This window comes from Methylocystis sp. IM3 (assembly GCF_038070105.1).
GTDB lineage: Bacteria > Pseudomonadota > Alphaproteobacteria > Rhizobiales > Beijerinckiaceae > Methylocystis.
In genome coordinates this window covers 280,622-294,176 of the sequence record NZ_JBBPBZ010000004.1, presented here as the reverse complement: position 1 = coordinate 294,176, position 13,555 = coordinate 280,622, and the positions used below count along the sequence as shown (strand labels likewise).

Genomic DNA, 13,555 nt, shown 5'->3' with positions numbered 1-13,555 from the left:
ATGAAACGCTAAAGGCGCAAGTCGGTACGGCGCTCCGATGAGTTCAACGCGTTCTCCGCCTCAAGCGGTGGTATTACGCGTCAAATAATTCCATCAACGGCGGGACCCTCGTGGTAGAACGTCGTTCGAGGACACCCACGAGGTCGTTTAAATTGTGAAGCCGCGCCAAGAGAAATGCGAAACGTGGTAATCTCGGGGTGTAACTCCATTGCTGCTGAGGTATGGCTGAAGAGCTTCCTGTCGGGCGCCTTCGGCCTAACGTCGCGATGACCAAGTCCAATTTGATTAATTGGTCTTCGGGGAGCGTCTCGGCACGACCACCGAAGCGATGGCGCTGCATTTCCTTGATGATCTGAACGAGGCGCTCGTTGCGTGCCCGCTCGGCGAGGAGCATCGCCTTCAGTTCGTTGGGATCGTCGGGGAGCGCTTCAATCGCCTGCGGCATAAGCCAAGCAGAGCACATTTTCCGGCGCGTCGCGACGGACTTTGGGGGCATGATTCACTATGCAGAGAGCAGCCGGGCGGCATTGGCGCCGGCGTTTCTTTCACATGCACACGCTTCCAATCGAGCCCTTCGAGCAGCGCCGAAAATTGCGCCGCCGACAGGCGCATCACTCCGAGACGCCCGTGCCGTTCCAAAAGACCAGTTTGACGCGGTCCGTCCTTTTCGCGCGGAAAACATAGATGGAGCCGTCGAAGGGATCACAATGCATCGTCTCACGCACCAACGCTGCGAGACCCTCCGCGCCCTTGCGGAAGTCTACGGGCTTCGTCGCGACCATAACGCGCACTGCGCCCGTCGGGCCGATCACTTGGCGCCCGGGACAGTTCGGAGCGCGCGCAGGATCGCCGTCGCCATGCCGATATCTGCGTCGCGCCAGATCCACAAATGCGTCTCGCCCATCTCGATTTCCACGACGGGAGCCGCGGGCGCCGACTTCGGCGCAGGCGCCAGTCTGCGCACAGCGGCGCCGTTCTCCGAAATTGCCGGAACAAATGGCGGAGCGCCCTCCACCTCCGCCCTCCGACGCGCCTCCCTTCGCCAGGTGAAGAGTTGCTGCGGCGTCGCGCCATGTCGACGCGCGACCTGCGAGACGACCGCGTCGGGAGCCAGCGACTCTTCGACCTCCAGCGCCTTCTCCGCCTCAGACCACCGGCGACGACCGCCAGCTCTTGTGTTTACCTCGATGCGCCGCAACCCGGTGCCGTTCGGCTCAATCGAAGGATCAAGTCTAGACACGAGCCTTATCTCCAAATCAGGAAATCAGACTCGCCGCTTTCATCTCCCGTTTGAAGGTGGGGCCGTCACAGCGCTTACCATGTTGACGACGGTGGCGGCGTAAAGTCTGACGCCAAAAAGATCCGTCATCAGACTGACCAGACGTTCTTTGGACAACAGCTGGTAATTCGACAGATAGACGACGAAGACCGTTGACACCTTCGGGAAAAGTCGCCCACCTCCTCACGCTGCAACAGACGCAGCGACATTCATGCGCGCGATGCGCGATGACACGAGCGGTTGTGGTTCGAGAAGGTCGAACACCTGGCAGGGATCTGTCCCTTTATCATGTCCAGCTTCACCGCGACGCCGCATTCCGCGCAGGCCGCTGGATGATCATCGACAAACTCGTCGAGCGCGGCGCTCTACCGAAGCGTTTCGCCCTTGTGGCCTTTTTTTGACCGCCCGGCTTTTTGCACCGTGCGTTCGGCCAGACTCTTCACTAGTACCGAATTTTTCGGCCCGTCACTCGACGGTGGTCTGTTGCCGCTGCTCCCACTGGACGACCGTCCAACCCAGGCAGTTACATAACTACAACAACGAGACCTTTCCCCGGTGCGACAAAAAACCGCATCTCGTTTATGTCGGGTGGCGATATCCTGTCGGTCGTGAGACGACATAGCTGCCAGCCTATTGACCTAGGAAACGGAGGGAGGGGTATGACTCTAATTCGCGCATCTACTCTAGGTTCGCGGCGCGATCAGTTTTTGTTATGGAGCCTTGGTCGGCGAACCAAAGGCTCTCCCGTCCTTCGAATGAAGTATACTGCGGAGATATCTCACCTCTGAAATGCGCCAAGATAAACGGATGAGCGCAACTACATTCGTCGGTTGCCTCATGGCCAAGTCTTCGAAGGGAACTCTGGCCGATCTCGACTATATGGAGACGGATCGCGCGTAATCAGCTCACCAAGAGACAACCGTCTGCCAATAAAAGGCAGAATGAACCGACGCTAATTCAACTTCAATTTGCGGAGCTTGATCTGGTATGTGGAAGTGTCCCAACACATTAGTCGAGACGATCGGTAAAATGCAATCCCGCACAAGCAACAGTATTCCTGGTGTGTTCAAAGGAGACGAAAATATGGCATATTACGCACCACGGCTGACCTCGAAAACCGCTGCAAGAACTAGACGCGACTGAGGCGTCCGCTCGAACATAAGGGAAGGCACACATTTGCAAAGTCCTCTAAGACTCCGACGGTTAGAACGGCATAGATAAACGTAAAGCCTAACAGGCTCAACCCGAAGGAGCAGTAGTGTAAACATGCAAATAATGAGTCATAACAATCTTCGAAACCCTCCCACGTCTGGAGTCGAAGCCGTCGAAAAATGAAATAAATGCGCGAGTAGGATAGCTAAGAGAATGACCGAAGTTGCACCCGCAGATCGCCTTAACTTTCAACTACGATTTTCTAAGGAGTTTATTCCTCAGCTCTACAAAAGGCTGAGACGAGGCTACGCCTTCGAAGATCTAAAAGCTGATACGATCGCGAGCGCAACCGTCGCTGTTGTTGGCCTTCCACTATCAATGGCCCTTGCCGTGGCGTCTGGAGCTCCTCCTATAGCGGGACTATTATGTGCAGTAATAGGAGGTGGGGTGGTTTCGGTACTCGGAGGAAGCAGCTTCCAGATAGGAGGACCCGCCGCGGCCTTCGTTTCCCTTATCAGCGCGACGATAGAGCGTCATGGCTTACAGGGACTTTTTGCGGCGACGATACTCTCCGGATTAATGTTGCTTTTGCTGGGCTATATGAGGGTAGGGTCTTACGTTAAATACATACCACATGCCGTTCCGATTGGGTTTAGCGCGGGAGTCGCCGTTAACCTTCTCGCAAGCCAGCTGAAGGGATTGCTAGGCGTAGACCTGCCTCACGAGCCCGCTAGTTTGGTTCCCAAACTGGCGGCCATCTGGAGTTCGCTTGGGGCAATGCGTAATTGGACCGCACTGCTTTCGGCGGGCTCACTGGCCTATCTCATTTACCAGCGTCAACGTCGACCTCGTTTTCCGAGTATGTTGGCAACAATCGTGTTTGGGACCTTTGCGTCGGCGGCGTTTGACCTGCCAGTGGACACAGTCGGCTCCAAATTCGGTAGCTTCCCGGGTCTCGCTCCTGATGCGTTTCTTCCCCATCTAGCGTTTGCTGATGCCTTCGATGTTGTGCCGACGGCAATTGTCATTGCAATTCTTTGCGCAATCGAGTCATTGCTCTCAGCAGTGATTGCAGATGGAATGACGGGGTCTCGCCACAACTCCAATTGTGAGTTGGTCGCGCAGGGCTATGCTAATATCCTTACTGGCATGTTCGGTGGTATTTGCTGCGCCGGCGCGCTGACTCGAACGGCGACAAATATCCGTGCTGGCGCGCGCAGCCCAATCGCGGGCGTTCTTTCGGCTTTACTTTTGGGAGGGGTTGTGCTTCTGGCCGCGCCAATAGCATTTCACATTCCGCTCGCGACTTTGTCCGCGGTCCTTGTTCTGGTCGGCTGGGACATGATTGACCGCGCCGCGATTTTGATGATTCTGAGAAGCGATCGGTACGAAGCGATCGTCTTGGTGACTACATTTCTGATTACAGCCCTTCGTGACGCTACCGAGGGAATCGCGGTCGGTGTCTCTTTTGGATCCTTGATCTTTATGCATCGGATGGCGAAATTCGTGGAAGAACAAGTCAACGAAAACCTGAGTGGCGCGCATGACGAAGTCGATGAGGATGGAAATCATCATATTAATGGGCTTTGTGACCATGATGGCGCTCTGGTTTATCGGATTCGTGGACCACTTTTTTTTGGGGTTAGTTCCACAATTCTTAACGTTCTGGAAGCGATAGACCCGGAGCCAAGCGTTTTCATCTTGGACTTTAGCAGAGTTCCACTAGTGGATGGATCTGCGGCCGAAGCGTTTATTTCGTTTTCGCGTAGCGCCAGCGCTGCTGGAAAGCAAATATTAATTGCAGGCGCAAACGCTCACGTACAACAGACACTTTTAGCCAATGGTTTACGGGGCACAATTGCAACGTTCGTCCCCAACGAAATAACTGCGCGAGCTCTTATCAATGAAACTACATTCTCGTCTCCGTATTCTCAAGAAAACGCAAGATAGTTGCGGTGCGTTATTGTGAATCACCAGGCACGACCCGACAGGCTGCAATCCGGCAGCTGCCGGCCGACAAACGCCGATTTCAGCAAGGTGCTGGCGAAAGAGCCTGAGCCGAAAATGGTGTTGTGGTTGTGACGCCCTCCCATGCGCGCGAACATCGACATGTGCGCAAGTGTTCGCTGAACGCCGCAGATCAATGTGCTCGGCATGATCCCTTGCCGGGTCACGATTTGGCCGAGCTGCGCTGCGATCCCCCAGTATCGCACGGCTGCTTGGCTGCGAAACCGCCAGGATATTTCCCGCTCCGCAGATACCGCGAATCTTCGATGCCGAGAAGTAGGTCTCCAATATGATCCTCGCCGTTTGTGACCGGCCATCGATAGTCGAGGGAAACGGCGCGAGCGCGCTGTTATGGAGACTGTTGATTTCCGCTGAGAGTTGATCCGGGTTTTTCACCGAGAAGTGACCGAGGTTGATTTACGTTTTCCCTGGGCAAATCAGGGCTGATCGGATTTATTTTGTCATGTCAAGTGGATGGCGGACATGACGAGAGAGGCCTCGGGGTTCTTTGACGTTGACGTAGACGAGCGGCTGGCGGAACTCTCAGCCAAGGACGATGATCTGGAATGGCTAACCGTGCTCGTCGATTTCGAGCTGTTCCGGTCATGGGGAAGGCAATTTCCGGCGACGACCGTTCGAGGGGCAGCCGGTCGCCTTTCGATCACGTGCTCATGTTCAAGGTTCTAATACCAACCCGCGTTGGTTCGAACCTATAGGCCCATTCACGCAGCCCGATGGACATGATGCGCCAGGGTTGTTCGACGAGGCTGTTCCACGCATCACAGCAGTGATCGAGGATCGCGGCGGGCAGCGGGGCGGCGACGATCTACACGCTGATTGCGACCTGTTTATGCCGAGCGCGGCATAAGCACGTTTATGCCGCCCGCCGAGCTATGCCGAACGGGTTGGCCTTTTCGTAGCCATCCGGCATAGGCCGCAGGTGTCGGCGTCGGGGCGTTTTAACGCTTGAGGAGTGTCGGATCGGCCTTATACATTTTGATCAGCTCGATCAGGTTATCGATTCCGAAGTCGGTGAACGCCATCACGCCGTCGTACGTGATCCCGTGGACCCATATGAGACCATCTTCGGGCTCCATCTCGGCAGCGACGTCGAACAGCCAATCCTCGTTCTCACCAAGTTCTTTGGCGACCTGGCTGATCGTCGTGATGTGAGAGACCTTGTTGACGTGCATTATCAGGCGACACGAGCGAAGGCTGCCGGACCTTTTGCCACCCAATTCCAGGGCAGCAGTTCATCGAGGCGGTGTGCGGGATGGAGGGCGATGCGCGAGAGGACGTCGGCGAGCCAAGCCTGCGGATCGACGCCATTCATCCGTGCGGTGACAACGAGACTATACATGGCCGCGGCCCGCTGCCCTCCGCGGTCCGACCCGCAGAACAGCCATGATTTTCTTCCGAGCGCGATGCCCCTTAGCCCTCGTTCCGCGGCATTGTTGGACATGCACACGCGTCCATCTTCAAGGAACAGCGTGAACGCCGCCCAACGTTTGAGCATGTAATTGATCGCCTTGACCAGATCATGCCCGCGCGAGAGCCTCGCTGCCTGCGTGCGCAAATAGTCCTGCAGATCATCGACCAGCGGTCGGCTCAGCGTGTGGCGAACCGCCAGGCGTTCTTCGGCGCTCTTACCGTTAATGGACCGCTCGATCTCGAAAAGGACGTCGATGCGGCGCACCACCTCGATCGCGATCGGCGACAAAGGGATTTCCTTTTTACCCGCCGCTTTGCGGCGCGCGTTCTCATCCAGATCCGCCATGGCGAAGAACGGGCGCCGTGCGTGAACCCAGCACGCCGCCTCCTTGACCGGACCCGGCTTGCGATCCGCCAGATAGAGCCTGTTGTAGCCGTCATAGGCGTCGGCTTGCAGGATGCCGGAATATCCCGCCAGATGCGCCTGTGGATGTTCGCCCCGGCGATCGCGCGAATAGTAGAACATCGCCGCCGGCGGCCCGGCGCCGCCGAACGGTTTGTCGTCTCGAGCATAAATCCAGCACCGCCCGGTATCAGTCTTGCCTTTGGCCAAAACCGGCACGGTCGTGTCGTCGCCATGCAGGCGTTCGGCCGCCATGACATGAGCTTCCACACGGCGGAGCAGAGGATCGAGGGCCGTGCAGACCGAGCCCACCGCGTCGGCCATCGTCGACAGCGCGATCGGCACGCCTTCCAGGGCATAGCGCTCGGCCTGGCGGTTCAAAGGCTGGTGTTGGCCAAACTTCTCGAACACGATCATCGCCAGCAGGCTCGCCCCCGCCCATCCTCGCGCAATCACGTGGAATGGGGCCGGCGCCTGACTGATCTTCTCGCAATCCCGGCAGGTGAACTTCTCCCGCACCGTCTCGATCACCTTCCACTGACGGGGCGTCGTTTCCAATGTGCGCGTCACATCCTCGCCGAGCTTGCGCAGACGCGCGCTCCCGCAGCATTCGCATGCCGTCGGCGCCTCAATCACGACGCGCTCGCGAGGAAGGTGGTCGGGGAATGTAGTGCGCTCCGGACGCTTGCGCGTAAATCCTGCGACAGTCGTCCTGACGACAGCCTTTTCGGCCGCAAGCTCGTCTTCCGTCGCCGCAGCTTCCAACTCCTCGAAGGTGAGCGCCAGTTGATCGATCAATCTCACGGACCGCTCAGACCGCTGCCCGAAGATCTGGCGCTCCAGTTTCGCGATCCTAAGCTTCTGTTGCGCGATCAGCGCCATGTCTTCCGACGCTTTCGCGCGGGCGACCGCCAATTCCGCCGCAACTTCCAGGGCCTTTGTCTGAGCGACGGCCAGCGCCGCTTTCAGGGCGGCGTTCTCGCGGGCAAGCTCGGCGTCAGCGGCATCCATGAGAGGGAGTGAATCATAAATCGCGTGATTTGAAGCGCCCTAAAATGCACGCGACCACGCTTTTTTTACTCGGTCGGGAGCGCTCTATCCGGCGCGTTCCGGCCGCCAGGTCAGTTGCGGGTTTCTCCAATCGATCCCTTCCAGCATATAGGCCATCTGCCCCGCCGAGATCGAAACCGCCCCTGCCGTCGCCGACGGCCAGATGAACTTCCCGCGATCCAGACGCTTGGCGTAAAGCGACAGGCCGACGCCGTCATGCCAGAGAATTTTGGCGAGATCGCCACGGCGGCCACGGAAGATGTAGAGATCGCCCGCGTGCGGGTCGCGCTTCAATTGCTCCTGCACCTGCAGCGCCAGCCCCTGCATGCCGCGGCGCATGTCGGTATGGCCGGTCGCAATCCAGACCCTCACGCCGCTCGGAACCGGAATCATCGCCGCGACAATGCCTCCAGCACCCGTGACAGCGCCGCCGGCTCCACGTCCGCCCACACGAGGATCCGATCGCCCCCGGCGAGAACAATCTCCATCTGGCCGTTCGACCCTCGATCGGAATAGTCCGCCGTCGCATCCCGCGAGATTGTTACGGGCAGGATCGGCGCGAGCTCCTTCGGCGCCGCCGCCTCAACGCCAAACTGCCGACGCCAAGAGAAGAGCTGGTTGGCGTTGAGGTCGTGGCGTCGCGCGACCTCGGCGATCGAGGCGCCGCCCTCGAGGCATTCGCCGACAATGCCGCGCTTCTCCTCCAGGGTCCAAGATCGGCGGCGGCGGCGCTCTGGTGATACGGAATCCTCGTCATGATGGTCTGTCGACATCGCTGATAGTGTCCGCTTGTATTTGAAATGGACACGATCACCGCGCCATCGTCAGACAGCTATCCAGGAACCGGCATTCAACGCCAGGCGGCCCTCGCCGGAGCGATACGCCTTTTCCCCTGATTTTTCTCTGATCGGTGTATGATCAGCTCGGCATAGTTCGTTCTGTCCCTCCGCTTCAAACAGCGGAGAACAGGAAGATGGAAGTTGAAGACTACCTGGGTAGAAGCCAGCTGTACCGGCGTCTCAAAAGCGGACCGCACGGGCATCTCGTTTCTATCCAACCCGGCGACCGAGCCGCGCTCAGGCGATGGCTGTCGGTCCTGCGCGAGGAAGGCGCGATCGCGCCGATGGTTCCGCCGCCTCTCACCCCGCACGATCGGATCTTCAGGGAGTTCGATGCCTACTTGCTGTCAGAACGCGGCTTGGCTCCGAAATCCATCATTCGGCATCTCCCGGTCAATCGCAGGTTCCTGCATGAGGTGTGCCCCGGCGGCGCCGACGACCTGTGCAAAATCAGCCAGGGAGACGTGACCGGCTATATTGAGCGCCACGCCCGGGATTGGAGCCCGAAGACGGGCAAGGCGATGTGCTCCTCGCTGCGCGCCTTTCTACGTTACCTCCACCATCAGAAGCTGAACCCGTGTGCATTGGCGGATTGCGTGCCATCGATACGAGGTTGGAAGCTCGCGACCCTGCCGACCTATCTGTCTGCCGCTCAGGTGCGGAAGGCGCTCGACGGTTGCGACCGGGCGACGGTAATGGGGCGGCGCGACCACGCCATTCTCTTGTTGCTGGCCAGGCTCGGCCTGCGCGCCGGCGAGGTCTCGACGCTCACGCTCGATGATATTGATTGGCGCGCCAGCGAGATGCTCGTTCACGCCAAGGGCCGACAGCGAGCACGGATGCCGATACCGCCAGACGTCGGCGCAGCCATCGTTGCATATCTGCGGAATGGCCGCCCAAAGTCGTCGTGTCGACGGTTGTTTGTCCGCACACTCGCGCCACATGTCGGCTTTGCTTCCGGATGTGCGATCACCCAGATCGCCAAGACCGCTCTCGATCGCGCCGGTATCAAAGATCTTGAGGCGAAGCGCGGCGCCAGCGCGAAGACGCGTAATTTGCGCCTGACCGCCATCCGCTCCTTCTTCAGGTTTGTATCCTTTGAGGAACCTGAACACAGTTCGCTGATCCAGCGTGTGCTCGCCATACCGAGCAAGCGCCACGATAAGCGACAGGTGCACTTCCTGACGCGCCCCGAGATCGAGGCGATTCTCGCCGCGCCGGATCGAACGACCTGGCTTGGCCGCCGCGATCACACCTTGCTGCTGCTCGCGGTCCAGACGGGCTTGCGCCTCTCCGAGCTGACTGGACTTGATCGGGATGCCGTCCACATCGGGTTTGGCGCGCACGTGCGCTGCGTCGGCAAAGGACGGAAGGAGAGGACCACTCCGCTGACCACACTCGCTCGGCGCGCGCTTCAGGCATGGCTCAAGGAACCGGTACGGAAAGGAGCAACATCATTGTTCCCCAACATGCACGGGGGCCGGCTCAGTGCCGACAGCGTCCAATCGCTGCTTCGAAAGCATGTTCTTGTCGCCCACCAGAGTTGCCCGTCTTTGAAGGCCAAGAGGGTATCGCCGCACGTGTTGAGGCACAGCGCTGCGATGGAACTGCTGCAAGCCGGCGTCGACTGCTCCGTGATCGCGCTGTGGCTCGGGCATGAATCGGTCGAGACGACGCAGACCTACCTGCACGCCCACCTCGCCCTCAAGGAAGCAGCTCTGGCGAAGCTCACACCGTATGAGCGCGACAAGCTAACCGCTTCCAGCCAAACGACCGCCTGCTCGCCTTCCTAGAGGCGCTCTGAGCTGTCAGACTATGCCGAATGGAGCCGAGGCGGCCGTATATGCGATGGCCGATGCCAGCGTCACAACGGCGCGCCATACCGGACCCGTTCGGCATAGTTCGGCGGGCGGCATAAATAGCAAAGCTCAATGGCGTCGATCCGCAGGCCCGGCTCGCCGACGTGCCGGCCCGCATCAACGATCACAAAATTACAGACCTTGCTGCCATTCTGCCATGGCGGCGGGCGGCGGCGCGGTAAGACCGTAAACTCGCGGCATGACCGCAAACGCCATCGTTTGCCTCAAAGTCACCCTCGACGACGTGGAGTCAAAAGTTCTGCGCCGCATCGAAGTGACCTTGCCCGCTTTCGGCGTCTCCCATAGCCGAGCAATTATGCGACGAGCCTTTCTCTTTCAACAAGCCGCATTTTCTCGAATTCCATCGGACTGAGATATCCGAGCGTCGAATGAAGCCGCCGGCAGTTGTAGAACCGTAGCCAATCGATCACTTCGTCTTTTGCCTGACGGCGGGTCTCGAAGCGCATGCCGTGCAACCGCTCGACCTTCAACGAACCGAAGAGCGTTTCGGTCACGGCGTTATCCCAGCAATCGTCTCTTCGTCTCATCGAACCGCGCATGCCGAAGGCCGAGAGCTGCTTCTGGAAGTCACCGCTGGCGTATTGGCTGCCGCGATCCGAATGAAAGATGAGCCCCGCTGCGGGCCGTCTCCGGACCTGGCCATGCGTAGTGCATCGATGACCAACGCCCGCGTCATGCGTGGGCTCATCGAAAAGCCGACGACTTGCCGACTGAACAGATCGATGACGACAGCGAGATAGAGCCAGCCTTCCTCCGTCCACAGATAGGTGATGTCACCCCTCCAGACACGGTTCGGCGAAAAAGTCGTGCTCCAGCAGATTCGACGAGACTGGAAGCCGATGAGAACTGTTCGTCGTCGCCTTGAACTTGCGCTTGCCACGCGCCTGAAGGCCATGGGCCTTCATCAGCTTGCGCACGCGCTCCTTACCCGCCCGAACGCCGCGTGCCAGAAGCTCCCGCCAGACACGTGGCCAGCCATAGGCGCCCGTCATCTCGCGCGCGATATTAATGAAAGCCGCTGGCGTTGACGTTCAGCGCACGACATTGCGCCGCCACCGGCCAGACTTTGCGATGTCGCTCGATAAAGGCGTATCTCACCGCGACTCCCTCGCAAAATACGCCGCCGCCTTTTTTTAGGATGTCGCGCTCTGTCCGCGTTCTGGCCAGTTCCGCTTTCACACGGGCGATCTCCATCTGATCGGCGCTGATTGTCTTGCCGGCGACGTCGCACAACCGCCCCGCCGCATCGGCCTTCACCCAATTGTGCAGCGTCTGACTGGAAATCCCCAGGCTCTTCGCCACTGAAGAGACCCCTTCGCCTCCTCGAACCAGCCGAACTGCCTCTTGCTTGAACTCAAGCGTGTATTGCCCCCGAAATGAGGTCTTTCATGCCAACCTTCAAAGCCAGATCTTATCCGATCAGCGTTGGGAGACGTTCTTCGAGGGCAAGGTCATGTTAAATATTGTTGTTAAACGAATTCATGTTTGGAACCTTGAACGTGTCTTGCAGAGAGAGCAATTCGGCGCGATGGAGATAAGCCAACTGCGCAAGGAGTACTTCTCCTTTTTTCAGAAGCCTCACCTCCACCTGGCGTCTGTCACGCGAGCTTATATCGCGCCGCACGAGGCCCAACTTTTCGCATCTCGTGATGAGCGCTACAACACCATGCTGCTGAGCCTGCAGTCGTTCGGCCAATTCGCCGGGTGTGGCCCATTCCCGACCAGGGAATCCCTTAATATTGAGCAGTAAGAGATATTGTAGTGGAGTAACCCCATGCCGACGCACGATTTCTTCACTGATGCGTAAGAATCGACGCAGCTGGTATCGGAAATCAGCCAGCGCTTCGAATTCCGATTTTGACATGGTCGGCTTAGCTTTTTTTTCAGGCGGACGACGTGACATATCATCACACTGTGATATATTGGGGATAATTTCCAATTAAGAGATTGTCTTGGTTTTTGTGGCCCGTCCCATTGCTCGCGTGAAAACAGAGCAGACGGGCATCAGTCCTCGTAAAAGAACCTAGGGGAGCGAGCGGTGGCCGAGGGTTATCCTCTTGGTTTGTTGGCTGGAGTCGCATAGGGTTCTTGATGAAACACCAGTCGTTAAATCAATCGCCCATGACTGCCTCTCTCGCTATCGATAAGACGACGATCGAGGCATTGGAGCTGATTTGGGTGACCTTCGTTTCTTGATTCGTCTCAATTTCGTACGCCTCAGGGGGATCTTACCCTCAATGGGTCAGTATGACAATCCTGATGATTTCGATAAGGTTTTTTGACCGATTGTGTCTCGGCTTTTTTCTCGGGGGGCATCTTCCGGCGAAAACGAAGAGAAAGTTCCTCCAACATCGCCGCATAGGAGGAAAAATAACGACTGATCGATAGGGATCCACCATTGGTATTGCTAAAATGCTGTATCCGTCGCCCCAGGTCATTACGGTGGAAGTTTTTCGACTCGGCGCGTGAGCGTTCCAAGCCCTCGATCACCGGGACATCGAGGTTCGAGGCGTCCGGAAGGATGATGCAACTGCGCACTGGATCGGCGATAGTCGACATCGCCCGGAAATTCGAGAACCAGCGGGAGGTGAAAACCAGTGCGACCTCCATTTCATGCACATCGGCAGTTCGGGCTCGAGCTCGACGATAGAGCGCCTCGTGTCAAAAAAAATTGCGCGTGTTGCCCGACCTCCACCGACCCACACGGTTTCGATCACTGAGATCACCTCCGGGCGCTGGCCCATCCCGGAATGGGCGTTCGAGCACCAGATCGCCAGCTCCTCGACCCAACCTCCATCGGCCCCCAACGGGTGGGTAGAAAGATCTAAAAGTCGCGCTCCAGATGCACGAAGATGCGATAATCGCGGGAGATCGCGTGTTCGAAACTCAGCAGGTACATCGCTCGTACCCCTCCTTTACGGGGGCGATACACCGGCCGTGTTCGCGAACGGTTTTTTATTCTACTACCCAAATTCGAAACGCGGTTTGAGGTGTTTTTTGGTGGAGTTAGCTTTTTATTGCGCGACGATCTGAGTGAGGGACTCTCATCATCATGTTTGTCGCGCGGTACTTTTAGTCCGACGAACAGCCTTGGTTTCATTGTAGTTTGCGGTGAACCGCTCGATATCGTTGATGAGCCTGGGGACACTATGGAACTTCGGCGATTTGCTTGAGAGGATCGAGAACCAGATTTCGACTTGGTTTAACCAAGAGGCGTGGGTCGGTGTGAATTGTGCGGAAATTGTAACGCTTATGCCACATGTCGCGTCCGTGCTTGTGGTGGACAAATTATCGAGAAACGATATGGATTTCCTTGTCACGATAGGCGGCGATGACGTTGTTCATGAAGTCAAGGGACTCTACGACGGAGGCGCTTGTAATGTTTGCCGACGACGTTGATCACTCTCGAGATCGAGCACCACGAAAAGTGTCGTAGTCGCATAGCTTTTTGTAATCGTGCGATTGACGCGCGCCTCCGTTCGGCAGCTTCAAATAACCTCGCGAGCGTTGTGCT

General features: G+C 57.8%; 10 protein-coding genes and 5 pseudogenes. 4 read left to right on the top strand and 11 right to left on the bottom strand.

Annotated features, from left to right (window positions below; translation table 11 throughout):
- Positions 1-283: 283 nt before the first annotated feature.
- The 3 genes and pseudogenes from WOC76_RS21580 to WOC76_RS21570 form a co-directional block, all read right to left on the bottom strand.
- Positions 284-445: pseudogene (locus WOC76_RS21580) on the bottom strand (IS66 family transposase); the annotation flags it as partial.
- A 166-nt stretch (positions 446-611) separates the two neighbouring features.
- Positions 612-812, bottom strand: coding sequence for an IS66 family insertion sequence element accessory protein TnpB (tnpB, locus tag WOC76_RS21575; protein ID WP_445730549.1), 201 nt, complete (start codon positions 810-812; stop codon positions 612-614).
- A complete protein-coding gene (locus WOC76_RS21570) occupies positions 809-1,240 on the bottom strand; it encodes a transposase (protein ID WP_341101883.1) in 432 nt (143 codons plus the stop codon). Before WOC76_RS21570 ends, tnpB (WOC76_RS21575) begins: the two co-directional genes overlap by 4 nt.
- A 1,404-nt stretch (positions 1,241-2,644) precedes the next feature.
- On the opposite strand from WOC76_RS21570, the gene WOC76_RS21565 reads away from it, so the two are divergent.
- Positions 2,645-4,381 (top strand): SulP family inorganic anion transporter, encoded by a 1,737-nt coding sequence (locus WOC76_RS21565; protein WP_341431584.1) that lies wholly within the window; start codon positions 2,645-2,647, stop codon positions 4,379-4,381.
- Between the two features lie 20 nt (positions 4,382-4,401).
- Here the strand turns inward: WOC76_RS21565 and WOC76_RS21560 are convergent, their stop codons facing one another.
- From WOC76_RS21560 to tnpA, 5 genes are all read right to left on the bottom strand, one after another.
- Positions 4,402-4,587 carry a hypothetical protein gene (locus WOC76_RS21560; protein WP_341101889.1) on the bottom strand — a complete coding sequence of 62 codons (186 nt, stop codon included), beginning with the start codon at positions 4,585-4,587 and terminating at the stop codon, positions 4,402-4,404.
- 810 nt (positions 4,588-5,397) lie between these two features.
- Positions 5,398-5,631: a hypothetical protein gene (locus WOC76_RS21550; protein WP_341101846.1), complete on the bottom strand. Its 234-nt coding sequence runs from the start codon at positions 5,629-5,631 to the stop codon at positions 5,398-5,400.
- A 2-nt stretch (positions 5,632-5,633) separates the two neighbouring features.
- Positions 5,634-7,283 (bottom strand): IS66 family transposase, encoded by a 1,650-nt coding sequence (gene tnpC, locus WOC76_RS21545; protein WP_341101848.1) that lies wholly within the window; start codon positions 7,281-7,283, stop codon positions 5,634-5,636.
- Positions 7,284-7,367: 84 nt separating this feature from the next.
- Positions 7,368-7,715: an IS66 family insertion sequence element accessory protein TnpB gene (gene tnpB / locus WOC76_RS21540; protein WP_341101850.1), complete on the bottom strand. Its 348-nt coding sequence runs from the start codon at positions 7,713-7,715 to the stop codon at positions 7,368-7,370.
- Positions 7,712-8,095, bottom strand: coding sequence for an IS66-like element accessory protein TnpA (tnpA, locus tag WOC76_RS21535; RefSeq protein ID WP_341101852.1), 384 nt, complete (start codon positions 8,093-8,095; stop codon positions 7,712-7,714). The genes tnpB (WOC76_RS21540) and tnpA overlap by 4 nt, the downstream gene beginning before the upstream one ends.
- A gap of 200 nt (positions 8,096-8,295) precedes the next feature.
- Between tnpA and WOC76_RS21530 the strand changes: the two are divergent.
- The 3 pseudogenes from WOC76_RS21530 to WOC76_RS21520 form a co-directional block, all read left to right on the top strand.
- A pseudogene (locus WOC76_RS21530) lies at positions 8,296-9,114 on the top strand (tyrosine-type recombinase/integrase); the annotation flags it as partial.
- A gap of 48 nt (positions 9,115-9,162) precedes the next feature.
- Positions 9,163-9,965: pseudogene (locus WOC76_RS21525) on the top strand (tyrosine-type recombinase/integrase); the annotation flags it as partial.
- Positions 9,966-10,082: 117 nt separating this feature from the next.
- Positions 10,083-10,202: pseudogene (locus WOC76_RS21520) on the top strand (transposase domain-containing protein); the annotation flags it as partial.
- A 132-nt stretch (positions 10,203-10,334) separates the two neighbouring features.
- Here WOC76_RS21520 and WOC76_RS21515 read toward each other — a convergent pair.
- The 3 genes and pseudogenes from WOC76_RS21515 to WOC76_RS21505 form a co-directional block, all read right to left on the bottom strand.
- A pseudogene (locus WOC76_RS21515) lies at positions 10,335-11,373 on the bottom strand (IS3 family transposase).
- Between the two features lie 124 nt (positions 11,374-11,497).
- Positions 11,498-11,980 (bottom strand): MarR family winged helix-turn-helix transcriptional regulator, encoded by a 483-nt coding sequence (locus tag WOC76_RS21510; RefSeq protein WP_341101891.1) that lies wholly within the window; start codon positions 11,978-11,980, stop codon positions 11,498-11,500.
- A gap of 278 nt (positions 11,981-12,258) precedes the next feature.
- A complete protein-coding gene (locus WOC76_RS21505) occupies positions 12,259-12,651 on the bottom strand; it encodes a hypothetical protein (protein ID WP_341101892.1) in 393 nt (130 codons plus the stop codon).
- Between the last annotated feature and the right edge of the window lie 904 nt (positions 12,652-13,555).